This is a genomic window from Erwinia sp. 1181_3 (assembly GCF_052824965.1).
Map to the genome: position 1 here is coordinate 546,287 of NZ_VTDE01000002.1, position 22,613 is coordinate 568,899.

The following is a 22,613-nucleotide window of genomic DNA, read 5'->3' on the forward strand; positions in this document are numbered from 1 at the left end:
TTAATGAGCGAACTTTATACTCTCGCCAGCGCCGCCGGGATGACCGTCGGCCTGGCCGTTTGTGCACTGATTGCCGGTTTAATACTGGCGATGATTTTCGCCGTCTGGGAATCTGCGCGCTGGCGTCCCCTCGCCTGGCTGGGAACCGGACTGGTCACGCTGTTTCGCGGCCTGCCGGAAATCCTTGTGGTGCTGTTTATCTACTTCGGTGCCTCACAGCTGCTGCTGACGCTGTCGGACGGCTTCACCGTTAACCTGGGGTTCGTTCAAATCCCGGTTCAGGTCGCCATTGAGAATTTTGACGTCAGCCCGTTTCTTTGCGGGGTGATTGCGCTGGCTATCCTCTACTCCTCTTATGCATCACAAACCCTGCGCGGTGCGCTGAAAGCCGTACCGTCAGGCCAGTGGGAGTCAGGACAAGCGCTGGGAATGAAGAAGACCGCTATCTTCTTCCGCCTGATTATGCCGCAGATGTGGCGCCATGCGCTGCCCGGCCTCGGCAATCAGTGGTTAGTGCTGTTGAAAGATACCGCGCTGGTCTCCCTGATTAGCGTTAACGATATTATGTTGCAGACCAAAAGCATCGCGACCCGCACCCAGGAACCTTTTACCTGGTACGTTATCGCGGCGGGGATTTACCTGCTGATCACCCTGTTCAGCCAATTCGTCCTGAAACGCATTGAACTGCGCACCACACGCTTTGAGCGGGGAGACTGCTGATGTTGAGTTATTTCCCTGAACTGCTGAAAGGTTTGAATACCAGCCTGATGCTCACCGTAGCGGCACTGCTGCTGGCGTTGATTCTGGCCCTGGTGTTTACCGTGATCCTGGCGTTAAAAGTCCCGGTTCTGAACCAGATGACTCGCGCCTATATCACCCTGTTTACCGGCACCCCACTGCTGGTGCAGATCTTCCTGATCTACTACGGACCAGGACAGTTCCCGGCGATCCAGAATATTCACTGGTTATGGAGCCTGCTTTCACAACCCTGGTTGTGTGCGCTGCTGGCCCTGTCACTGAACAGCGCGGCCTATACCACACTGCTGTTCCACGGCGCGGTGCGTGCTATTCCTGCCGGGCAATGGCAGTCCTGTGCGGCGCTGGGCATGAACCGCCGCGATCAACTGCGAATTTTGCTGCCGTATGCATTCAAACGTGCGCTCTCCTCATACTCCAATGAGGTGGTGCTGGTGTTTAAAAGTACCTCGCTGGCCTACACCATTACGCTGATGGAAGTCATGGGCCACGGGCAAATGCTTTACGGACGCACCTACGATGTCAGCGTGTTTGCCGCCGCCGGGGTGATTTATCTGTGCGTAAACGGATTACTCACCCTGATAATGCGCATGATTGAGCGCCGGGCACTGGCGTTCGAACAGCGGAATTGATGCTTACCGATGCCCGATCCGCACCCGCGCCTCGGGCATTCATGAAAAAAAAGCCTTCGTAGCTCTTTAATCAACGGATAACGAACAGCTTCTGTCGTCGATACTGGTCAGGACAATGAGACCTAAAGGAATTAATAGATGAAAAAACTCGTTCTGGCAGCCTTGCTGGCCAGCGTTGCCTTAGGAACGCAGGCTGCAGACAAGATTCGTTTTGCCTCCTCCGCGACCTACCCTCCCTTTGAATCCCTGAACAGCGATAACCAGATTGTCGGCTTCGATATCGATCTGGCGAAAGCACTGTGCAAACAGATGCAGGCGGAGTGCAGCTTCACCAATAATCCCTTTGACAGTCTGGTTCCTGCGCTGAAGTTCCGCCGCTACGATGCCGTGATTTCCGGTATGGATATCACTGAAGAGCGCCAGAAACAGGTCAGCTTTACTCAACCTTACTACGCCAACTCAGCGATTATTATTGCGCAGAAAGGCAAGTTCACCAGCCTGGATCAGCTGAAGGGTAAACGTGTAGGTATTGAGAACGGCACCACTCACCAGAAGTACCTGCATGATAAGCAGCCGGACATCACGGCGGTGGCCTATGACAGCTACCAGAACGCGATCCTCGACCTGAAAAATAATCGCCTGGATGGCATTTTGGGTGACACCGCAGTGGTCGGCGCCTGGCTTAAGACCAACCCTAATCTCAGCGCCGTCGGCGAGCATATTACGGACAGCAGTTATTTCGGCACGGGTCTGGGTATTGCGGTACGTAAAGATAATGATGCGCTGCTGAAGAAGCTGGACACCGCGCTGGCTGCACTGAAAGCTGACGGAACGATTGATAAACTCAATAAGCAGTGGTTCCCCGAGTAATTTTCGGCATCAGGGCGCGGCATGCCACGCCCCTACCCACATGCTGACGTCATCGTAAGGCATCAGGGCGCGGCATGCCACGCCCCATATAGTGGTATCATCGTAGGGGTCGGGCATGCCCGACCCGCTTTACACCCGCTGCAACAGCGTCAACACTTCGTAATGCGCGGTGTGCGGAAACATATCAAAGATCTGAACTTTGATGATGCGATAGGCTTTCAGGCGTCCGATATCGGTGGCCATCGTTTCGGCATTACAGCTGGAATAGAGTATCCAAGGCGGTGCCATTTTTTCCAGATACGCGCAAAGCCCGGCACCAATTCCGCGGCGCGGTGGATTGACCAGCACCAGCTCCGGCACGCTGCCCTCTCCGGTGGCAAAAGCGGTGGAGTCCAGTGCTGCAAAGCTCACTTGTTTCAGTCCCATCTGTTCCGCAGACCGCTGCGCACAGGCAATCGCCTCCTGGCTGATCTCGATCCCCGTCAACTGCATCTCGGGCGTCGCACAATGCAGACCAAAACCACCCACACCGCAGAACAGATCCCACATAGCACTCACCTGCAATTCTCTGACCCAGACTCGCGCAGTGGCATACAGTTCGGCCGCCACCCGTGGATTGGTCTGAAAAAAGCTTTTCGGCAGTACTGACAGCGGCACGTCGTTGAGTTGTTCGGCAAGGACCTGATTATCCGTTAATGGAATCTCTTCCTCCCCCTCCATAATCGCCATCGCCACAGGTTGAATATTGGCAGAAATCACCGCCAATTGAGGCAATGCGCGCTGAAGCTCGGGCAGTGCGGCGCGCAGCTGCGCCAGTTTGGTGGTTGAGCGCAGAACAAAACGTAGCATCAGTTGCCCGTTATGCCGGCTTTCGGTCAACAGGATATATTTCAGTTCACCTCGCCTGCGTGCCACGTTATAGGGCGTCAGCCCGGCACGGGCAATAAACGGGCGTAGTTCAGCAAACACGCTGGCAAAACTGTCAGGATAGAGCGGACAGTCGCTCAGATCGACTGGCGTACCATCACGATGCAACATACCCAGCAGAGGGCGTTCGACGCTGCCGCTGACCACCATTTTGGCTTTATTGCGGAATTTTTGTAGCGGAGAGAGCGCAGGCGGCAACCACTGACCAACCGGAAAACATGCCAACAATTGCTGTAAATGTGACTGTTTTTGAGAAACTTGCCGGGAGTAAGGTGTCTCCAGCCACTGGCAGGAACGGCAACGGCCGGCGTCATAAAGCGCGCAATGCATGATGGAAGCCTGATCTGGGAAGCGAAATGCAGTCGGACAGTATAGCAGTGGAGGATTAACGATAAAACCGTCGGCTACTTTGCGGCACAAAAAGCAGCAACAACACCAAGATATCGGGAAGCTTTTGTACCAGGAGAGAGGGAACGACCTGACTATCATTATCGCTATTAATGCTGAAAATCTCCGGATAGACCCAGCCCATAGACGCCACAAACATATAGATCAGCACCAGCACCTGAGCTGCCAGGAAACCCCAGCGCCCCCAGCTGTGCCCGCGCATCAGGGCAATGGCACAGCGCAGCTCGATAAAGAAGATCAGCTGGCTGGCAATAAAGATCAGCGTTGAATCCCAGGCCTGTGCACTGCGATGCACAAAGTTCATCAGCTCCATCAACCCCAGCTCGTTAGCGAGCAGCAATACGCCGAGGCAGCGGGTAGCAATAATGGCGATACCCGCAATCCATACGGGCACCGGAATGCTTGCCGCGCCGCTGAACAGCGTTTTGCTCTCTCTTATCACTTCAGACATTTCTTCCCTCCTGCTGCTGCCACGCCCTGTGATGGTGCAACTGATCCATCATGGTGTCTTACGGTTGCACTCACAAGAATATTCCCACTGAGAAAAGAAAAAAAGTGTCTTTTATTTCATCGTTGAAAATAAATAATCGGTTTTTCACTTTTATCTTATAGCGAAATTAACCCGCCCTGCCTCAGTTCATTCCGTAAGATTAATGATATGAATGCATTCTGGCACGATATCTGCAATCCGAACCCGGTGGTTCGATCGTTATCGGCAGCAACCACATTATTTTTAGTCCAGGTCGGTCAATAATTCCACTATATGGAACGAAAAATCCGCTATGGGCTATTTGCATAACCTTTGATGAATACCGGGGAGTAGGAACCAGATGTCTGAAGATAAAATAACCCTGTCGGGTGAAAAGTGGTCAGTCGGCAAAGGGGCCTGGCTGGCATTAATATTAGCCATACTGTTTTTTTCCGGCCTGCTGTTTAACGTCGACGGCATGGCATGGCTGGGTGCATTTGATTTCACCACACTGGGTGGCAGTTTCGGCACCATGAAAGATCCGGCCCATAATACCTTTGTCGGTGCGGGCGGACTCAGTGCCAAAGCCGGCTTCCTGTTTGCATTGTCGCTGGTGCCAACCGTGATGCTGGCGCTGGGGCTACTGGAGATCTTCACTCATTACGGCGCCATTCGCGCGGCCCACAAATTGCTGACGCCACTGTTACGTCCCCTGTTAGGTATTCCAGGACGCACAGGGCTGGCCTTAATTACCGATTTACAAAGCACCGATGCAGGTGCGGCATTAACGAAAGAGCTGTACGACAACAAACAGGTGACGAAAAAAGATGTAGTGATCATGGCGGCCTGGCAATATTCCGGCGCAGGGCTGATTAATAACTACTTCTCTATCGGGTCGGCGTTATTTGCTTCGCTGGCCACACCGGTACTGGTCCCGCTGGTGCTGATGTTCGTACTGAAATTTGTTGGCGGCGCTTTTGTCCGTCTGATGCTGAATACCGTTTACAAGCGAGATTTCCAACATGCAGAATAACCCTCAGGTTAGCGTTTCTAATAATCCCTTCGATATCTTTGTGATTGGTGCACGTAAAGGCTTTCATATTGCCATTCATAATTTAATGCCGAACGTGGTGATGGCTTATGTCATTGCTGAAGTGCTGAACCTGCTCGGCGTGATGAAACTGATTGGTACCGTTTTCGCGCCCGTCATGGGGCTGTTCGGCCTGCCCGGTGAAGCGGTTACCGTACTGCTGACCGCCTGGCTCTCCTCCTCTGCCGGAACCGGCGTTGCTATCAGCCTGCTGGCGAAAGGCGTGCTGACCGGGGGAGATATCACTATTCTGGCCCCGGCGATCTTTTTAATGGGTTCTCAGTTACAGTATATGGGCCGCCTGCTCGGTGTTTCCGACGTGCCGAAAAAATACTGGCCGCTGTTAATGCTGACCAGCATTATGAACTCGGTCATCGCGATGCTGGTGATGCGAGTCATTGCGTAACAGAAGCTGAATGGAGTGTATAACGTGTCAAAAGTGTTAGAACATTACCACTACCTGCACGAAATCCCGGAGTTGGGTTTCCAGGAGTTTAAGACCTCGGCCTACATCAGCCAGCAGCTTAAAGCCGCCGGTTATGAGGTTCAGGATCATTTTAATGCCACCACCGGCATTGTCGCTGTGCTGGACAGCGGTGTTCCAGGCCCGACTCTGGCACTGCGTGCCGATATGGATGCGCTGGGGCATATCATCAACGGCATTCCCTGCGCCCGCCATACCTGCGGCCACGACGGTCATTCTTCAGTGGTGCTCACCGCCGCCCAGGAACTGATCGCCGAGCAGGCGATTAAAAAAGGTCGCCTGAAACTAATTTTCCAGCCTGCTGAAGAACTGGGAACCGGCGCGCTGGCGATGATCGACGGCGGGGCAATTGATGATGTCGATATGATCCTCGGTTTCCACGTCCGTCCGGCGGAAGAGTGCGCGGTTGGCACAGCGATCCCTGCCGTGTATTACTCAGCCTGTGTGACCGTTGAAGCCATTATCCGCGGCCAGACCGCGCACGGCGCTCGCCCACACCTTGGCGTCAATGCGCTGGATGCTGGCGTTAGCGCAGTGCAGGCAGTAAATGCGATTCATATGGCACCGAACAGCGTGTGGAGCGTTAAAGCCACGCGTTTCCTCTGCGATGCAGGCGTGACTAACTCGATCCCGGATGAAGCACGCGTAGTGTTCGATCTGCGGGCCGCAAAGAACGAGGATATGGTTGAACTGCAACATCGTGTGCAGCGTGCCATTGAGCACAGCGTTGCCGCCTTTGGCGCACAGGCTGAAGTGCAGGTACTGAAAGCCATGCCCGCAGCCGAAATTGATGATGAGATGAGTGCGCTGATCTCCGGCGCGATTGTCGAGGTATTGGGTCAGGACGCTTTACTTGAACCGCGCTCCACGCCGGGCAGTGAAGATTTCTTCCACTATCCGGTGCAGCGTCCTTCAGTGAAGGCCGGTTTCTGGGGCCTGGGCACCGGGTTAGTTCCTGGATTGCACCATCCGGATATGCATTTTGATCTGAATTCATTGCCGGTGGGGATTAAGATTTTCAAAGCCTGTGTGAAGAAAGTGCTTGGGTGATTGATCCCCCAGGAACCTCGTAGAGATAACGGGACGACCTTTTTCCGGTCGTCCCGTTTTCATTGCGGCATAACGTCGCAGGCTGGAAGAAACAGAAGGTCAGCTACGACAGGTCTTGCTTAACCGCGGATTAATGCCCCGCGCGCGCCCTCTGAATGTCTTTCAGGCGCTGCTTCTCTTTACTGGCCATCAAACGCCAGGCAATAAAGCCAACAATCCCCACCACCAGCAGAATCAAGGTTGCCAGCGCGTTAATCTCCGGGTTAATCCCACGGCGCACGGTGGCAAATATCTGCATCGGTAACGTATTAGCGCCTGGCCCGGTAACGAAGTTGGAGATCACCAGATCGTCAAGCGACAGGGTAAATGCCAGCAGCCAGCCGGTGACAATGGCAGGCGCAATCATCGGAACCGTGATCACAAAAAACACCTTCAGTGGCGTCGCCCCCAGATCCATCGCCGCCTCTTCAATCGAGCGGTCCAGCTCACGCAGACGCGAGTTAATCACCACCGCCACATAGGCGGTACAGAAGGTGACGTGGGCCAGCCAGATCGTCAGCATCCCGCGCTCAGCAGGCCAGCCGAACGCATTTGCCATGGCCACAAACAGCAGCAGCAGCGAAAGCCCGGTGATCACATCCGGCATGACCAGCGGTGCCGTCAGGATAAAGGCAAAGCCAGTGGAGCCTTTAAAGCGGCCGAAGCGCACAATCACCATCGCAGCGATAGTCCCGAGGATCACCGCTGCCGTCGCCGACAGCCCGGCAAGGGACAGGCTAAGCGTTACCGCACGGATCATGGCATCGTCGTTAAACAGTACCTGATACCAGCGCAGCGAGAAGCCCTCCCATGCCGCCAGTTGCGATGAGTTAAACGAATAAATCACCAGTAACAGCATTGGTGCGTACAGGAAGAAGAAACAGACGGCAAGGATAGCCGTGCGCCACTTTGAGCGAATAACCGGTAGCTGACTCACGCTTTATCCCCCTCTTTATTCTGATGTTTATGGAACCAGATAATCGGCAGGATCAGGATCAACAGAATAATCACCGCCAGGGCCGATGCGACAGGCCAGTCACGGTTGTTAAAGAACTCCATCCACACCACGCGCCCGATCATAATGCTGTCCGGGCCCCCCAGCAGTTCCGGGATCACGTACTCCCCTACCGCCGGAATAAACACCAGCATCGACCCGGCGATAATGCCGCCTTTGGTCAGCGGCACAATCACACTGAAGAAGGTTCTTATCGGACGTGCGCCGAGATCGAGCGAGGCTTCCACCAGCGAGTAATCAATACGTGTCAGCGCGGTGTAAATCGGCAGCACCATAAACGGCAGATAGCAGTAAACAATACCGATATACACCGCCAGGTCGGTATAAAGAATGGTGATCGGATGATCGATCACCCCCGTCCACATCAGAAATCGATTCAGAATACCGTTATTATTGAGGATGCCCATCCACGCATAAACGCGCACCAGGAACGAGGTCCAGGACGGCAGGATCACCAGCAACAGCAGGATATTGCGCGTAGAAGGTGAAGCATGTGCTACCGCCCATGCCAGCGGATAACCAATCGCTAAACAGATCAGCGTGGCAATGCCCGCCACCTGCAATGAATGCAGGTAGGCATCGATATACAGCGGGTCCTCAGTCAGCATCAGGTAGTTGCCGAAGTTCAGCGCCATGTTCAACTGGCCGTCCGCCCAGCTTAACAGCTCGGTATAGGGCGGGCTTGAACGGGCGATATCGGCAAAACTGATCTTCAGAACAATCAGAAACGGCAGCAGAAACAGCAGCGACAGCCAGAGGTAAGGCAGTCCAATCACCAGCTTACGGCCGTGCGCCATCGACAGGCGCGTCAACAGGCCTTTAATGCCGGTTTGCTGGCCGCTTGGCGGCTCGGGAGGGCGTTCAGAAAATTGGCTCATGATTATACCGTTAAGACCACACAGCTATCGGCATCCCAGCAAAGACGCACTTCGTCACCCCAGGTCGGAGTATCCTTACGGAAGCGATAGGCATTCTGCAACTGGGCACTGATCATCTGCCCACTATGCAGACGGACATGATAAATCGACAGATCGCCCAGGTAGGCAATATGCACCACTTCACCCACGGCAAAGTTGCAGCCATCGGCCGGGATCTCATCGCATAACATCACTTTTTCCGGGCGCAGCGCCACGGACACCGGAACGCCATCAACCACCGACACGTCAGAAGCTACTTTCAGCGGATGGATCAGGCCCGGGCTCTCAATAATCAGCCCATCCTCCAGACGCTCACGCAGCAGTCCTTCGAACAGGTTAACTGACCCGATAAATTCGGCACTGAAACGCGTGGTCGGGTGCTCGTAAATCTCTTCCGGCTCACCGATCTGCACAAACTTGCCACGATTCATAATCGCAATGCGGCCCGCCATGGTCATGGCTTCTTCCTGGTCGTGGGTCACCATGACGCAGGTCGCCCCAACGCGTTCAAGGATATCCACCACTTCATGCTGCATGCGGTCACGCAATTTTTTATCCAGCGCGCCCATAGGTTCATCCAGCAGCAGCAGTTTAGGGCGTTTTGCCAGGCTACGAGCCAGTGCGACACGCTGACGCTGACCGCCAGAGAGCTGATGAGGCTTACGTTTGGCAAACTCCTGCATATGCACCAGCGTCAGCATCTCAGCCACACGCTCGGCAATCTCGGCTTTCGGCAGACGGTCCTGTTTCAGTCCAAAGGCGATATTCTGCTCCACCGTCATATGGGGGAACAGGGCGTAGGACTGGAACATCATATTAATGGGTCGCTGATACGGTGGCACATGAGAGAGATCGAGGCCATCCAGCACGATTTGCCCCTGCGTTGGCGCTTCAAAACCGGCCAGCATACGCAGCAGCGTTGATTTACCGCAGCCTGAGGCACCTAACAGAGCGAAAATCTCGCCTTTATAGATGGTGAGGTTCACATCATCCACCGCATGCTGACCATCGAAAGATTTCGTCAGATTGCGGATCTCCAGCAGTGGCGTCAGCGCCTTACCTGCTTTGCTTTGAGGACGGGGGATCGCGTCATTCACTACCATTATACTCCGGCGCTAAAAGGCGGGGCCGCTGTGCGGGTTGACGTCTGCCCTGCCCTAAAAAAAACAAAACAGAGGCCGGTAACCGCGCCTCTGCTGCTTAACGAGTGTGAAACGGTTATGGCTTACTTACCACTTTTAACTTTAGTCCATGCACGCGTACGCACACGGTCAAGTTTCGGATCCTGCACCTTCAGGGTGAACAGTTTCGCCATGGTTTCAGGGGTTGGATAGATTCCCGGGTTGTCGCGAATAGCCGCATCAACAAACGGCAGGGAAGCCTTTACACCGCTGGCGTAAAACACCGTATTGGAAATCTGCGCCATCACTTTCGGTTCCATCAGATAGTTAATAAACTGATAGGCTTCATCGACGTTTTTCGCATCTTTCGGGATCGCCAGCATATCGAAGAACGCCAGCGCGCCCTGCTTAGGAATGCTGTAGGCGATATTCACGCCGTTCTTCGCTTCTACAGCGCGGTTTTTCGCCTGGAGAATATCACCCGCCCAACCAATCGCCACGCAGGTATTGCCGTTTGCCAGATCGTTGATGTACTGGGAAGAGTGGAAATAGCGAATGCTCGGACGCAGTTTCAACAGCAGATCGGTCGCCGCCGTATAATCTTTTGCATCGCTGCTGTTCGGATCTTTGCCCATGTAGTTCAGCACAGTCGCGAAGATCTCCTCAGGTGCATCGAGGAAGGAGACGCCACAGCTCTTCAGCTTTTCGAGATTTTCCGGCTTGAGGACCAGATCCCAGCTGTCGACCGGGGCATCTTTACCCAGAGCGGCTTTCACTTTCTCAACGTTATAGCCAATCCCGGTGGTCGCCCACAGATAAGGGATCGCATATTTGTTGCCCGGATCGTGCTGCTCGAGCTTTTTCATCAAATCAGGGTCGAGATTTTTGTAGTTCGGCAGTTTGCTTCTGTCCAGCGGCTGGAACACACCCGACTGAAGCTGACGCGCAAGGAAGCTGGAGGACGGCACAACGACGTCATAACCGGTGCTACCGGCCATCAGTTTGCCTTCCAGTACTTCATTGGAGTCGAATACGTCGTACACCACTTTGATACCGGTTTGCTTTTCAAAATCCGCCACCGTACCCGGCGCAATATAATCAGACCAGTTATAAACGTGCAGCGTCTTGTCTGCGGCCAGTGAGCCAGCAGAGATCGCCATCAGCGTACCCGCTACCACACCTGACAACCATTTTTTACGTTGGTTGAACATTTTCCATCCTCATGAACAGAGATAAACATTTTGCCGGGCAGGTGAACCGGTGAACACCTGCTTTCTTGATAGATAAAGTTTGAAGAATTAAGGCTAAAGAATGAATCATTATTCACCGGCCCGTTAATACTAAAAACCTATATATCTGGGGACGTTGCACGCGTAATGCAGCCACGCAAGAATAGCCCCAGTATCAGGATCAGACCAGCCCCTAGCGTAAAAAACGCCTTTTATCGATTTTTTATGCATGTTTCCTCTATGTGATACGCCATTCACGGCATAAACAGCGACAGATATCTGGCAATATAGGGCAAAATGCAGAATAAAAAGTGGTTATGATCATGCTGAAGTTGGTGTTTAAAACAGCATTTGATTCAGGGGCGTGGAGTGAACAGAGGAAACAGGATTAAAACGGGCGGAAAGAGTATCCGCCCGGAAGAAAGCATGAGGTGTAAAAATGCCGATTAATGCAGAACCGAATGCCCCGTGCTCACGGGTGTCCGATCGTCATCTTCACCGATCATCAGTAGATTATTGGCAAAAGCCTCCATGACGATCATCGAAATTTGCTCTTCGCTCTGCTTCATAAAATGGACAAACTGGCCATAGGTCAACCCGGCGGTCACACTCAGCGACTGGCAGACTATCAGTTTGGGCAGATTATCGTCCTGAATATCAAGGAACGCTTTCACCGTCAGCGAACTGGCATTGATCTGTGACAATTCGCCCAGCAGCGGGATCAGGGCCGTGGGTTTGACTTCAGCCAGAGCCGAAAACAGAATGACGTTATCCACCAAATCGAGTTTGGCATCAAACACCCCATCAAAATTCTGCATATGCGGCAGATGTAGTGCCTGGCATGAATCACACTCAAACCAGGTGATGCTTTGCTGATCCAGCCAACGTCGCAATACGTCGAGATCCGGAACGACGAGTGAATCCATATTCTTTGTCTCATGCCGCAATAAAATTGCGCCCTAGCTTACGTAAAAACGCCGCCAAAAACCATGATTACGACAGAAATATGACGCCAGCAGCTGGTTTTAAGCATTAACTCAGGGAGACACTTCCTGGCCACGCCGCCTGAGGCAACAACAGAACGCCCCCTGCCGCTGCAGCATTGAGACCAACGAATATTATGGCCGCGTGGCGTGCGCCGCAATCGTCAGGTCAATTGCCACCCGATCGTCAACAATGCCGACAAGGCGATCAACCCGAAATGCACTGCGCGAAATCGCGGTGGATGCATGCAGTGCCAGCGTTTGTGCCTCTGGCGATAACACACCGTGATTATCCAGCGTCGCCTCCATGATGATCGGACGACGAACATCTTTGACGGATAAAAGACCGAAAATTCTGAACTGCCCCTGCCCCAGTGCCACCACGCGGCTGCTGGTAAAGCGTATCCAGGGATAATGAACCGCATCAAAGAACAGGGCACTTTTCATCTGACTGGTGAGGAGGATGTTTGACGCAACCAGCGTGGCGACCGGTATTTTCACCTCAATATGATCGTCCCAGTCCGCCATGGGATCCAGTATCACCGTTCCCGTCACCCCCTCTAAATGCGCCTGAGAAAACGCGTGGCCAAACGCGCGCCAGGAGAGCCCGATGGCAGTTTTGTCCGTCGAGATGACATAGGTTTCAGGCGCAGCATACAGAACCGGGCTGATCAGCAGTAAAAAACTCAGAAAGCAGCAAGAACGCATCATGGGTAAACCTCTCTTTAGACGTCATTGCGTAAACACCTGACCGCATGATTTTATTCACGGTACTCTCTGCATTACCCTTTTACAGCGTCACCCCTCTGTTGAATAAGATCTCTTCTTGAGGTTAACCACCGGTTTTCAAACAAAAACCCGGCTGGGCCTGCTCTTCAATCCAGCCAATCATCATCGCCGCAATATCCAGGCCGGTGGTTTTCTCAATACCTTCTAATCCAGGAGATGCGTTAACTTCCATCACCAGCGGTCCCCGGCTGGCACGCAGAATATCGACGCCGGCCACATCAAGCCCCAGCGTGGTGGCCGCTTTAATCGCTATCTCTCGCTCGCTGTCGCTGATCGTCACACGCCGGGCAGTGCCGCCGCGGTGCAGGTTAGAACGAAAATCACCGTCTTTTGCCTCACGCTCGATCGCACCCACCACTTTCCCACCGATCACCAGGCAACGCACGTCACGCCCGCGCGCCTCCTTGATAAACTCCTGTACCAGAATATGAGCATTCAGACCGCGAAAAGCATCAATCACACTTTCCGCAGCCTGGCGGGTTTCTGCCAGCACCACTCCAATCCCCTGGGTACCTTCCACCAGCTTGACCACCAACGGCGCACCGCCCACCATCTCGATCAAATCGCGGGTGTCATCCGGTGAATGGGCAAATCCGGTGATCGGCATGGCAATCCCCGCTCGCGCCAGGAGTTGCAGCGAGCGCAGCTTGTCACGCGCCCTGGCTATCGCCAGCGATTCATTCAGCGGGTAGCTGCCACACATTTCAAACTGGCGCAGTACCGCCGTGCCGTAAAACGTGGTGGCCGAACCAATGCGTGGAATAACCGCGTCATAATGTGACAGCTGGCGCCCCCGGTAATGGATAGCCGATGCGCCAGGGTTGATATTCATATAGCAGGAGAGCGGGTCGATGACGTCAATGCTGTGACCACGCGCTCGCGCGGCCTCCAGCAGACGTTTACACGAGTAAAGCGAACCATCACGGGAAAGAATAGCAATTTTCACCAATAGCCTCCGGGGCCAAAAGGATTAGCGCGTAGCCCAGCCCTGCTGATGCAGGTAATCAAGAATAAACGGACGGCTCTCCTTGATCAGCGTCTTCTGAATGTGCTCGCTCCAGCTTTCCGAGCGACGGTTGCTGTCGCGTGACTGGTAATAGGCCACCAGTTCGCGGTCATATTGCGCCAGTAACGCAGGATCGATCGGCTGATAACAGTTTTCATGCATCAACAGCCCCGCAGGCATGCGCGGTTTATGGTCAGGATCCTGCTCCGGGCTGCCCAGGCAGAGGCCAAACAGTGGCAGAACGAACTTCGGCAGGCCCAGCAGCTCCGTCACATCAGCGATATGGTTACGGATGCCACCAATAAAGCAGCCGCCGAAACCGAGCGATTCGGCAGCGACCAGGGCATTCTGCGCCATCAGAGCCGTATCGATGCAGCCCAGCAGCAGCTGTTCTGCCAGCCCTAATTCAGCGTCAGGGCAGATCTGCTGGTTACGGTTGAAATCGGCGCAAAACACCCAAAACTCGGCGGCTTCGGCAACGTATTTTTGCCCGCCGCTCAAAACGACCAGCGCATTGCGCGTCTCAGTATCCGTAATACGAATAATCGAGGAACACTGTAAAAAGCTGGAGGTGGAGGCCGACTGTGCAGCATCCAGAATCGCGGCACGCTGCTCTGCGGTGATTACCTGGTCGCTGTAAGCGCGAATCGAACGGTGTGAACGCAGTAGTTCAATGGTCGGCGTCATGGGAATCTCCTGATTTGGGCTTATCACGCGAACGGCGCGTGTTAAAAAGTTCGGGGGCCATTACCTTCGCTGTCCGCCACATCATCACCGTGGCAGCAGGCAGCATCAGGGCAATACCGGCAAAGATCATCAACGTTGCTGCAAGCTTACCGGTAAAAGGCGACGGCAAGGGTAGCATTTCATGTAACGTGAGGTAAGACAGGATCAAGAGCAAAATACCGAATACTTCGAGAACTAACACCGCCCGGGGCAGCTGACTAAAGGCACGCATAACGGCTCTCCTGCTAATGACGATATTCCTGCTGAAAGGGGGTTATTAAAGCGCAGTTTGTGCCCTTATGCATAGGTGCTGCGAATCAGACTAACAGGTAATTCCTTCTTCCTTTCAACGGGGGATGCGGGCATCATAAGCGCCATTGAGCAATGAAATGTGATATGAATCACATAAAATTCTGACCCTTTGAGGAGAAACCTATGTTTGCAGTGATTTTTGGACGCCCTGGCTGCCCTTACTGTGTTCGCGCGACCGAGCTGGCAGAAAAACTGACTGAAGAACGTGAAGACTTCAATTTCCGCTATATCGATATTCACGCGGAAGGGATCACTAAAGCTGACTTAGAGAAGACGGTGGGTAAGCCGGTAGAAACCGTGCCGCAGATCTTCCTCGACTCAACCCACATTGGCGGCTGCACCGATTTCGAAGCCTATGCCAAAGAGAATCTGGGCCTGTTCCAGTAATCATCACCGCCTTGCGGGGATGATTACCGTAGGGGTCGATCATCTTTTCCGATCGACCCCTATCACCGCAGCCATGATGACTGTCAGGGCCGATCGTTGAGATCGGCCCTTTGCTTTTGCAGCAATGCTATAAACGCCCTTTCCCATCCTGCTGGTGATGGATATCCATCAGCGTGCGCCACAGCATCACGCCCAAGGTGCCAGACCCGCACCAGAATACCGCACTGGCAATAAACGCAATCTCCTGCCCAAGGCCCACAGAGTTAAAACCGTCTGACTGCATCAGCACCAGGCATGGAGGGGACGCCAGTGCGATAGCAATGACCATTGCGGTCAGTGGGGACTCTTTTGAGGTCAACGCGGCCAGTGCGCCCGGCAGCACAAACAACAACAGACCCAACTGCGCATGCCCGATGTACCCTGCGGGCAGCGGATAGCGCACGGCGATATAGATAGCACCATAGAGTGCGCTACAGGCAATCAGGCCTGTCCAACGGATACCTTTTATCCACACGGGAATTTTCTCCAGGTTATTTAAAACCCAATTCAATTCAACGCATCAATTAGCCATTTCAGTCACTATGGGTAATTGCCGTTTTTGGTCAGCCTATTCGATAAAAACAGAACGGGTAACAAATAAGCGTGCCGGAGACTGGCTGTCAATCGGCATAGGGATTAACATAGTGGTGCAATTTATCTGGCTGTTGGCAAGTCCTGTTAACCCACAGCGGACGAATGACGAACACAGGGTGGAATCTAGCGTATAAACCCCTTTTCTTCAATAGGTTACTGGTAAACAAGAAGTTAAACCGTGAATATAAACATCGCAGATTTGTTAAGTGGAAATTACATTCTGTTATTATTTGTCGTACTCGCCCTGGGGTTATGTTTAGGCAAACTTCGGTTAGGATCTGTTCAACTGGGTAATTCTATTGGTGTTTTAGTTGTTTCATTACTGCTCGGCCAGCAGCATTTTTCGATTAATACTGAAGCACTCAATCTCGGCTTTATGTTATTTATTTTTTGTGTCGGCGTGGAAGCCGGGCCGAATTTTTTCTCTATTTTCTTCCGCGATGGAAAAAACTATCTCATGCTGGCGATTGTCATGGTCACCAGTGCGATGATACTTGCGCTTGGACTCGGGAAACTGTTCGGCTGGGATATCGGCCTGACCGCCGGGATGCTGGCCGGTTCAATGACCTCCACGCCGGTGCTGGTTGGCGCGGGCGATACCCTGCGGCAAACCCTCACCGACGAGAAAAGCCTGACGCTGGCACAGGATCATCTTAGCCTTGGCTATGCGCTGACCTACCTGATGGGCCTGGTAAGTTTGATTATTGGTGCACGTTACCTGCCTAAATTACAGCATCAGGACCTGCCGACCAGCGCACAGCAGATTGCCCGCGAACGTGGGCTGGACCCGGACAGCCAGCGCAAAGTCTATTTGCCAGTGATCCGCGCCTATCGCGTTGGCCCGGAACTGGTTGCCTGGAGCGATGGGAAGAATCTGCGTGAGCTGGGTATCTACCGTCAAACCGGCTGCTACATTGAGCGAATTCGCCGTAATGGCATTCTCGCCAACCCCGACGGCGATGCCCTGCTCCAACCTGGCGATGAGATCTCGCTGGTAGGCTATCCTGACGCGCATTCCCGCCTGGATCCGAGCTTCCGTAACGGAAAAGAAGTGTTCGACCGCGACCTGCTGGATATGCGCATCGTCAATGAAGAGATCGTGGTTAAGAATAACAATGCCGTGAATAAACGTCTGAGCCAGTTGAAGCTGACAGACCACGGCTGCTTCCTTAACCGGGTGATCCGCAGCCAGATCGAAATGCCTATCGACGACAACATTATCCTGAACAAAGGCGATGTGTTGCACATCAGCGGTGAAGCACGACGCGTGAAATCCGTCGCCGACCGCATCGGCTTTATCTCGATTCACAGTCAGATGACCGACCTGCTGGCATTTTGTGCCTTCTTTATCGTCGGCCTGATGATCGGGATGATCACCTTCCAGTTCAGCAGCTTTAGTTTCGGCATTGGCAACGCGGCAGGTCTGCTGTTTGCCGGTATTATGCTGGGATTCCTGCGTGCCAATCATCCAACCTTTGGCTACATTCCTCAGGGCGCGCTGACGATGGTGAAAGAGTTCGGGCTGATGGTATTTATGGCGGGTGTCGGTTTAAGCGCCGGTAGCGGCATCACCCACGGTTTAGGCGAAACCGGTCTGCTGATGCTGGGTGCCGGGCTGGTTGTCAGTCTGGTGCCGGTGATTATCTGCTTCCTGTTCGGTGCCTGGGTACTGAAAATGAACCGCGCCCTGCTGTTTGGCGCCATTATGGGTGCCCGCACCTGCGCCCCGGCGATGGAAATAATCAGCGATACTGCACGCAGTAACATCCCGGCACTGGGCTATGCAGGAACCTATGCCATTGCTAACGTTTTACTGACGCTGGCTGGAACATTAATCGTGATAATCTGGCCGATTTTAGGCGGATAAAATAATTAATCGATTTCAGAGAACTTTTGTGACGGCGTGAAGTCTTAATTTATGCCACTGCTTTTCTTTGAAATCCCCTTATTGTGGAGCCCGTTAATCTTATGATTTTCGGGTTTTTTTCTTTTCTGCTCCTGTCCGATTTTCTGCGGCCTTCTTAATGTTTCCTTAAGCCCCTCACGGCAAAGTAGCACCATGCTCCCCTGGTCGCCAAACTGTCATGAAATCATCATTAATTCTCAACAAAAGCCAAACGAATCGTGTAATTAAGAGCGATTCTCTTTACCCCTTGCCCACACACTTTTACCTTAAGCAATTCGTGCTACTGATCCTCAGCGCCATGGTGTTTATCTGGTTGTCGCGCAGTGAAAGCATCGATATGGCGATCACTCGCCTGTGGTTTGACCCGCTGACACAGCAATTTCCGTGGAAAGATAATCACTGGCTTGATTTGATTAACCATCGGCTGCTTAAACAGATGGTCATTGGCGGGGGTATCGTACTGCTGCTGGCCGGCGTGGTACGCCGTCAGCCACGCTGGGTATTAGTGGCATTGTTGATGGGCATTGGCCCGCTGGTGGTGGGCGTACTCAAGGCCACCAGTGCCCACTCCTGTCCGTGGGATCTGGTGGAATTTGGGGGGAAGGCGGTCTCATACCCGTTGTTCGGCGCTGTCCCGGTGAACAGCGGGCCGGGACGCTGTTTCCCCGGCGGCCATGCATCCAGCGGCTTCAGTGCCCTGGCGCTGTTTTTTCTGTTCTACCCACAACGCACACGCCTGGCCTGGGCCTGCTGGTGGGCAGCCCTGGCCGTTGGCATGGTGATGGGCTTTGGACAGATTATGCGCGGCGCCCACTTTCTCTCCCACAACCTGTGGGCAGCATGGTGGGTCTGGCTGACGCAATGTGTGACTTTCGGATGCGTAACGTATCTGCTTAACAAGACGAGGAAATCAACATGATGGAAGAGCTGAACCGGGCACTGTTTCTTTGGGTCAATGCCAACGCGGCGTCACCCGAATGGCTGATCGACCTGGCCACCTTTATTGCCCGCGATGTGATCGCCATTGTTCCCCTGCTGATCGTGGGCCTGTGGCTGTGGGGGCCTCGCAGCCAGCTCACTTCACAACGTGTGCTGGTGGTTAAAACCGGCATAGCACTGCTTTACGCCCTTGCGATTTCCTGGTGCCTGGCGCAACTCTTCCCACACCCGCGCCCTTTTGCTATTGGTCTGGGGCATCAGTTCCTGTCACATGCGCCGGATGACTCTTACCCCAGCGATCACGGTACGGTGATCTTTACCTTTGCCATTGCCTTTATCTGCTGGCACCGCCTGTGGTCAGGCGCGATTTTGATGGTGACTGGCGCAGCCATTGCGTGGTCGCGCGTTTATCTGGGCGTACACTGGCCGCTGGATATGCTGGGTGGCATGCTGGTGGGACTGCTCTCCTGCCTGTTTGCGCAAATATTCTGGCAGTTGTTTGGCGCGACATTGCTACCCCGCCTCTCTTCTCTCTATCGGGCGTTGTTTGCCTTCCCCATCAGTAAAGGATGGGTACGCGATTAATCCAACATGATGGGCCTGATTATTCAGGCTCTTTTACTTTGATGCAGATCACACCTCTCCCTGTTTTTTTAAAAAATGCACGGCTATTTCATGCAAATCACTTTTTGCTTATTGCGCAACATCATCAACCTATCTCCCAGATATTATGCGTGTTGCGCAAGGCGCTTAAATTAACCGCAAACCACTCCACTAAAAAAAATACAACCCATTGATAATTAAAAAATTACGAAAAACAAAGCTGATATTTTCGCCGCCTACGCTCACTATTTCACCATACCAAAATGATAAAAATCAGTGTAAATACCTGTTTAAACACTCATTACCTGGTCAATAACCCCTTCAAAAACCCACCCTACAGATGTTCACACTAAAAAAGGTGATGGAAATGTGATTTCGATCACCGGTAACCCCAAAGACAGTGCTTTCTTCTATTTTTTCTAGTGGTAGAGTGTGCGCCATAAAATCAGAGTAATTAATTAAAGCCGTAATCAGGGGTTAATTCTGATATCGCGGAAGGAATACGATTTAGTTAATTGTTTTAACATTTCAACCCTGGAGAAATCATGGACACATCCCAAACGGCGGTGTTGAGCCCCGAAGCAACGCAGGATGCCAGCGCGTGGCGTAAAACTGACACTATGTGGATGCTCGGCCTTTATGGTACGGCGATTGGTGCGGGCGTACTGTTTCTGCCAATCAATGCCGGAATTGGTGGCCTGATCCCGTTGATCATCATGGCCGTACTGGCCTTCCCGATGACCTATTTTGCTCACCGTGGACTCTGCCGCTTCGTCTTGTCTGGCCGTAATCCGGGCGAAGATATTACTGAAGTGGTTGAAGAACATTTTGGCGTGGGTGCCGGTAAGCTGATCACCCTGCTCTACTTCTTTGCCATCTATCCGATCCTGCTGGTCTACAGCGTGGCGATCACCAATACCGTGGAAAGCTTCATGACTCACCAGTTGCAGATTCAGGCACCGCCACGTGCGCTGCTGTCTCTGATTCTGATTGTCGGTCTGATGACGATTGTGCGTTTTGGTAAAGAGATCATCGTCAAAACGATGAGCGTGCTAGTTTATCCGTTTGTTCTGGTACTGATGCTGCTGGCGTTATACCTGATCCCACACTGGAGCAGCGCAATCTTCGACAACGTCAGCCTGAGTGGCAGCGGAAAAGGTCTGATGATGACTTTGTGGCTGGCCATCCCGGTCATGGTGTTCTCCTTCAACCACTCACCGATTATCTCTGCCTTTGCCGTTGCCAAACGCGAAGAGTACGGCGACCAGGCTGAACCAAAATGCTCACGCATTCTGGCACGCAGCCATATCATGATGGTGCTTACCGTGATGTTCTTCGTGTTCAGCTGTGTATTGAGCCTGACACCGGAAAACCTGGCGGAAGCCAAGTCCCAGAACATCTCTATTCTGTCTTATCTGGCGAACCACTTTGACACCCCGCTGATGGCGTGGCTGGCACCAATTATTGCGATGGTGGCCATTACCAAATCCTTCCTGGGCCACTATCTGGGTGCACGTGAAGGCTTTAATGGTACGGTGAATAAGATGCTGCGCAGCCGGGGTAAAACCATTGCCGAGCATAAACTGAACCGCTTTACCGCGCTGTTTATGCTGGTGACGACCTGGATTGTGGCAACACTCGATCCAAGCATTCTCGGCCTGATTGAGAGCCTGGGTGGCCCCATCATCGCCGTGCTGTTGTTCCTGATGCCGATGTACGCGATTAACAAAGTCCCGGCGATGCGCAAATACAGCGGCAAACTGAGCAATGTGTTTGTCGTGCTGGTAGGCCTGGTGGCAATTTCCGCCGTGGCGTATGACCTGATCTGATGTTCACAGGGTCAGGAATGCCTGACCCCTACCGCTTTGTCGGAGCAAGGCACGCCTCGCTCTGCAAAATCCCACACCCGCTTTGTCGGGGCAAGGCACGCCTCGCCCTGTAAAATCCCGAAGTCGTATGTAGGGGCGAGGCACGCCTCGCCCTGTAAAATCCCGAAGTCGTATGTAGGGGCGAGGCACGCCTCGCCCAAAACGTTGACGATTTACGCGAACCAGCTACCAAACCAGCTATTCATCTTCATCATCACGAAGTCCCACATGCGGCTAAAGAATCCCCCTTCTTTCACTTCCTCCAGCACCACCAGCGGGCGTTGCTCAATCGATTTGCCATCCAACTGGAAGTCAATTGTCCCAACGACCTGATGCTTAGCCAGCGGCGCCGTCAGCTGCGGTTGGGTCAGTGTGAAACTGGCCTTCAGATTTTTCATCTGCCCTCTTGGCAGCGTAATTGAAGCATCCTTCGCCACACCAAGACTGACCTCTTTCCGGTCGCCAAACCAGACGCGCTGGGTGGCAAATGCGTTCCCCGCTTTAATCGGCGTGATGGTCTCAAAAAAACGGAAGCCCCAGGTCAGCAGCTTTTCACTTTCGCGGAAACGAATCGCATCGGTAGCCGCACCCAGCACCACGGAGATCAGGCGCATATCGCCGTCCGTCGCGGAAGCCACCAGGTTGTTGCCGGCACCGGACGTATGACCCGTCTTGATACCGTCAACGTGCAAATTGGTACTCCACAGCAGGCGGTTGCGGTTGTGCTGGCGAATCTTATTGAAGGTAAATTCTTTCTCTTTGTGCAGGGCATACTCTTCCGGCACATCGCGAATCAACGCCTGGCCGATCAGCGCCATATCGCGAGCAGTGCTGTACTGACCGGAGGAATCCAGCCCGTGCACTGTTTTGAAATGGGTATTTTGCAGCCCCAGCGCCTTCACGTAGTTATTCATCAGGCCAACAAACGAATCCTGGCTGCCCGCCACATGGTCGGCCAGGGCGATACTGGCATCGTTACCGGACTGGATCACAATGCCTTTATTCAGCTCCGAAACCGGAATACGATCGCCGGGCTTCAGGAACATCAGGGATGACCCCTGCAATACCGGATTACCGGTAGCCCACGCGTCTTTGCCAACGGTCACCATATCATCGTTGCTGATTTTGCCTGCCTTCAGAGCCTGCCCGGTGACATAGCTGGCCATCATTTTCGTCAGGCTGGCCGGGTCAAGGCGCTGATCGGCATTAGATTCGGTAAGCACTTTACCGCTGTTATAATCCATCAGCACCCAGGCTTTCGCCTCAATCTGTGGGGCGGCAGGTGCCTGCTCTGCCCTGGCGGGGGACAGTGTTAATAGCAACAGCGTGGAGGTGGTAGCCAGTGTAAAAACACGGGATGACAGGGAAATATTCTTCATGTCGTGACCAGGTATCCATTTGAAAGACAATGATTAAAATTAAAGCCAGGAGACTAACCGCCCTACACTAAGGTG

The 22,613-nt window shown here is 53.2% G+C and carries 24 protein-coding genes; 11 read left to right on the top strand and 13 right to left on the bottom strand.

What is annotated here, in order from left to right; all coding sequences use genetic code 11:
* Window positions 1-3: 3 nt before the first annotated feature.
* The 3 genes from artQ (at window position 4) to FY046_RS06880 (ending at window position 2,258) form a co-directional block, all read left to right on the top strand.
* A complete protein-coding gene (gene artQ, locus FY046_RS06870; RefSeq protein WP_133841069.1) occupies window positions 4-720 on the top strand; it encodes an arginine ABC transporter permease ArtQ in 717 nt (238 codons plus the stop codon).
* Complete coding sequence (gene artM, locus FY046_RS06875; protein WP_212813972.1) at window positions 720-1,388, top strand: arginine ABC transporter permease ArtM; 669 nt, start codon at window positions 720-722, stop codon at window positions 1,386-1,388. Before artQ ends, artM begins: the two co-directional genes overlap by 1 nt.
* Before the next feature lie 138 nt (window positions 1,389-1,526).
* Window positions 1,527-2,258 carry an arginine ABC transporter substrate-binding protein gene (locus FY046_RS06880; protein ID WP_133841071.1) on the top strand — a complete coding sequence of 244 codons (732 nt, stop codon included), beginning with the start codon at window positions 1,527-1,529 and terminating at the stop codon, window positions 2,256-2,258.
* Window positions 2,259-2,387: 129 nt separating this feature from the next.
* Here the strand turns inward: FY046_RS06880 and rlmC are convergent, their stop codons facing one another.
* Entirely contained in the window at window positions 2,388-3,515 is a 1,128-nt protein-coding gene (rlmC, locus tag FY046_RS06885; protein ID WP_133841072.1) for a 23S rRNA (uracil(747)-C(5))-methyltransferase RlmC, read from the bottom strand.
* Window positions 3,516-3,570: 55 nt separating this feature from the next.
* Window positions 3,571-4,044 (bottom strand): YbjO family protein, encoded by a 474-nt coding sequence (locus FY046_RS06890; protein WP_133841073.1) that lies wholly within the window; start codon window positions 4,042-4,044, stop codon window positions 3,571-3,573.
* A 379-nt stretch (window positions 4,045-4,423) separates the two neighbouring features.
* Here FY046_RS06890 and FY046_RS06895 point away from each other — a divergent pair, with 379 nt between their 5' ends.
* Genes FY046_RS06895 through FY046_RS06905 form a run of 3 tightly spaced genes read left to right on the top strand, consistent with a single transcriptional unit; the run spans window position 4,424 to window position 6,686 of the window.
* A complete protein-coding gene (locus FY046_RS06895; protein ID WP_133841074.1) occupies window positions 4,424-5,095 on the top strand; it encodes a nucleoside recognition domain-containing protein in 672 nt (223 codons plus the stop codon).
* The gene (locus tag FY046_RS06900) at window positions 5,085-5,558 is read left to right on the top strand and encodes a YjiG family protein (RefSeq protein ID WP_133841075.1); all 474 of its coding nucleotides are present in this window, start codon (window positions 5,085-5,087) and stop codon (window positions 5,556-5,558) included. Before FY046_RS06895 ends, FY046_RS06900 begins: the two co-directional genes overlap by 11 nt.
* Window positions 5,559-5,582: 24 nt before the next feature.
* Window positions 5,583-6,686 carry an amidohydrolase gene (locus tag FY046_RS06905; RefSeq protein ID WP_159338113.1) on the top strand — a complete coding sequence of 368 codons (1,104 nt, stop codon included), beginning with the start codon at window positions 5,583-5,585 and terminating at the stop codon, window positions 6,684-6,686.
* Between the two features lie 130 nt (window positions 6,687-6,816).
* Here FY046_RS06905 and potI read toward each other — a convergent pair whose 3' ends face one another.
* The 9 genes from potI to FY046_RS06950 form a co-directional block, all read right to left on the bottom strand.
* Window positions 6,817-7,662, bottom strand: a complete 846-nt coding sequence (potI, locus tag FY046_RS06910; RefSeq protein WP_133841077.1) for a putrescine ABC transporter permease PotI — start codon at window positions 7,660-7,662, stop codon at window positions 6,817-6,819.
* On the bottom strand, window positions 7,659-8,618 hold the full coding sequence (gene potH, locus FY046_RS06915) for a putrescine ABC transporter permease PotH (RefSeq protein WP_133841078.1): 960 nt from the start codon (window positions 8,616-8,618) through the stop codon (window positions 7,659-7,661). The genes potI and potH overlap by 4 nt, the downstream gene beginning before the upstream one ends.
* A 2-nt stretch (window positions 8,619-8,620) precedes the next feature.
* Window positions 8,621-9,754 carry a putrescine ABC transporter ATP-binding subunit PotG gene (gene potG / locus FY046_RS06920; protein ID WP_159338129.1) on the bottom strand — a complete coding sequence of 378 codons (1,134 nt, stop codon included), beginning with the start codon at window positions 9,752-9,754 and terminating at the stop codon, window positions 8,621-8,623.
* 128 nt (window positions 9,755-9,882) lie between these two features.
* Window positions 9,883-10,989 carry a spermidine/putrescine ABC transporter substrate-binding protein PotF gene (gene potF, locus FY046_RS06925; RefSeq protein ID WP_133841080.1) on the bottom strand — a complete coding sequence of 369 codons (1,107 nt, stop codon included), beginning with the start codon at window positions 10,987-10,989 and terminating at the stop codon, window positions 9,883-9,885.
* Window positions 10,990-11,453: 464 nt separating this feature from the next.
* Window positions 11,454-11,933, bottom strand: coding sequence for a YbjN domain-containing protein (locus FY046_RS06930; protein WP_133841081.1), 480 nt, complete (start codon window positions 11,931-11,933; stop codon window positions 11,454-11,456).
* Between the two features lie 192 nt (window positions 11,934-12,125).
* On the bottom strand, window positions 12,126-12,701 hold the full coding sequence (locus FY046_RS06935) for a YceI family protein (protein ID WP_133841082.1): 576 nt from the start codon (window positions 12,699-12,701) through the stop codon (window positions 12,126-12,128).
* Between the two features lie 121 nt (window positions 12,702-12,822).
* Entirely contained in the window at window positions 12,823-13,725 is a 903-nt protein-coding gene (gene rimK, locus FY046_RS06940; protein WP_159338112.1) for a 30S ribosomal protein S6--L-glutamate ligase, read from the bottom strand.
* A gap of 24 nt (window positions 13,726-13,749) precedes the next feature.
* Window positions 13,750-14,472, bottom strand: a complete 723-nt coding sequence (gene nfsA, locus FY046_RS06945) for an oxygen-insensitive NADPH nitroreductase (RefSeq protein WP_133841084.1) — start codon at window positions 14,470-14,472, stop codon at window positions 13,750-13,752.
* Window positions 14,456-14,743, bottom strand: coding sequence for a YbjC family protein (locus FY046_RS06950; RefSeq protein WP_133841085.1), 288 nt, complete (start codon window positions 14,741-14,743; stop codon window positions 14,456-14,458). The genes nfsA and FY046_RS06950 overlap by 17 nt, the downstream gene beginning before the upstream one ends.
* Before the next feature lie 203 nt (window positions 14,744-14,946).
* Here FY046_RS06950 and FY046_RS06955 point away from each other — a divergent pair, with 203 nt between their 5' ends.
* A complete protein-coding gene (locus tag FY046_RS06955) occupies window positions 14,947-15,210 on the top strand; it encodes a GrxA family glutaredoxin (protein WP_133841086.1) in 264 nt (87 codons plus the stop codon).
* A gap of 127 nt (window positions 15,211-15,337) precedes the next feature.
* Here the strand turns inward: FY046_RS06955 and ybjM are convergent, their stop codons facing one another.
* On the bottom strand, window positions 15,338-15,724 hold the full coding sequence (gene ybjM, locus FY046_RS06960; RefSeq protein WP_159338111.1) for an inner membrane protein YbjM: 387 nt from the start codon (window positions 15,722-15,724) through the stop codon (window positions 15,338-15,340).
* A gap of 297 nt (window positions 15,725-16,021) precedes the next feature.
* On the opposite strand from ybjM, the gene FY046_RS06965 reads away from it, so the two are divergent.
* The 4 genes from FY046_RS06965 to FY046_RS06980 all read left to right on the top strand — a co-directional run bounded on the left by FY046_RS06965 (window position 16,022) and on the right by FY046_RS06980 (window position 21,120).
* Window positions 16,022-17,710, top strand: coding sequence for an aspartate:alanine antiporter (locus FY046_RS06965; protein ID WP_133841088.1), 1,689 nt, complete (start codon window positions 16,022-16,024; stop codon window positions 17,708-17,710).
* Between the two features lie 217 nt (window positions 17,711-17,927).
* Window positions 17,928-18,668, top strand: a complete 741-nt coding sequence (locus FY046_RS06970; RefSeq protein WP_133841089.1) for a phosphatase PAP2 family protein — start codon at window positions 17,928-17,930, stop codon at window positions 18,666-18,668.
* Window positions 18,668-19,273, top strand: a complete 606-nt coding sequence (gene ybjG / locus FY046_RS06975) for an undecaprenyl-diphosphate phosphatase (protein ID WP_159338128.1) — start codon at window positions 18,668-18,670, stop codon at window positions 19,271-19,273. The genes FY046_RS06970 and ybjG overlap by 1 nt, the downstream gene beginning before the upstream one ends.
* A gap of 563 nt (window positions 19,274-19,836) precedes the next feature.
* Complete coding sequence (locus FY046_RS06980) at window positions 19,837-21,120, top strand: HAAAP family serine/threonine permease (protein WP_159338109.1); 1,284 nt, start codon at window positions 19,837-19,839, stop codon at window positions 21,118-21,120.
* Window positions 21,121-21,332: 212 nt separating this feature from the next.
* On the opposite strand, the gene FY046_RS06985 is transcribed toward FY046_RS06980, so the two are convergent.
* Window positions 21,333-22,538: a serine hydrolase gene (locus tag FY046_RS06985; RefSeq protein ID WP_167864872.1), complete on the bottom strand. Its 1,206-nt coding sequence runs from the start codon at window positions 22,536-22,538 to the stop codon at window positions 21,333-21,335.
* Between the last annotated feature and the right edge of the window lie 75 nt (window positions 22,539-22,613).

Excerpts from the sequence above, each read along its gene's own strand:
- artQ (WP_133841069.1), top strand. The coding sequence starts at position 4 with ATGAGCGAACTTTATACTCTCGCCAGCGCCGCCGGGATGACCGTCGGC.
- artM (WP_212813972.1), top strand. The coding sequence starts at position 720 with ATGTTGAGTTATTTCCCTGAACTGCTGAAAGGTTTGAATACCAGCCTG.
- FY046_RS06880 (WP_133841071.1), top strand. The coding sequence starts at position 1,527 with ATGAAAAAACTCGTTCTGGCAGCCTTGCTGGCCAGCGTTGCCTTAGGA.
- rlmC (WP_133841072.1), bottom strand. The coding sequence starts at position 3,515 with ATGCATTGCGCGCTTTATGACGCCGGCCGTTGCCGTTCCTGCCAGTGG.
- FY046_RS06890 (WP_133841073.1), bottom strand. The coding sequence starts at position 4,044 with ATGTCTGAAGTGATAAGAGAGAGCAAAACGCTGTTCAGCGGCGCGGCA.
- FY046_RS06895 (WP_133841074.1), top strand. The coding sequence starts at position 4,424 with ATGTCTGAAGATAAAATAACCCTGTCGGGTGAAAAGTGGTCAGTCGGC.
- FY046_RS06900 (WP_133841075.1), top strand. The coding sequence starts at position 5,085 with ATGCAGAATAACCCTCAGGTTAGCGTTTCTAATAATCCCTTCGATATC.
- potH (WP_133841078.1), bottom strand. The coding sequence starts at position 8,618 with ATGAGCCAATTTTCTGAACGCCCTCCCGAGCCGCCAAGCGGCCAGCAA.
- potF (WP_133841080.1), bottom strand. The coding sequence starts at position 10,989 with ATGTTCAACCAACGTAAAAAATGGTTGTCAGGTGTGGTAGCGGGTACG.
- FY046_RS06930 (WP_133841081.1), bottom strand. The coding sequence starts at position 11,933 with ATGGATTCACTCGTCGTTCCGGATCTCGACGTATTGCGACGTTGGCTG.
- FY046_RS06935 (WP_133841082.1), bottom strand. The coding sequence starts at position 12,701 with ATGATGCGTTCTTGCTGCTTTCTGAGTTTTTTACTGCTGATCAGCCCG.
- nfsA (WP_133841084.1), bottom strand. The coding sequence starts at position 14,472 with ATGACGCCGACCATTGAACTACTGCGTTCACACCGTTCGATTCGCGCT.
- FY046_RS06950 (WP_133841085.1), bottom strand. The coding sequence starts at position 14,743 with ATGCGTGCCTTTAGTCAGCTGCCCCGGGCGGTGTTAGTTCTCGAAGTA.
- FY046_RS06955 (WP_133841086.1), top strand. The coding sequence starts at position 14,947 with ATGTTTGCAGTGATTTTTGGACGCCCTGGCTGCCCTTACTGTGTTCGC.
- FY046_RS06970 (WP_133841089.1), top strand. The coding sequence starts at position 17,928 with ATGAAATCATCATTAATTCTCAACAAAAGCCAAACGAATCGTGTAATT.
- ybjG (WP_159338128.1), top strand. The coding sequence starts at position 18,668 with ATGGAAGAGCTGAACCGGGCACTGTTTCTTTGGGTCAATGCCAACGCG.
- FY046_RS06980 (WP_159338109.1), top strand. The coding sequence starts at position 19,837 with ATGGACACATCCCAAACGGCGGTGTTGAGCCCCGAAGCAACGCAGGAT.
- FY046_RS06985 (WP_167864872.1), bottom strand. The coding sequence starts at position 22,538 with ATGAAGAATATTTCCCTGTCATCCCGTGTTTTTACACTGGCTACCACC.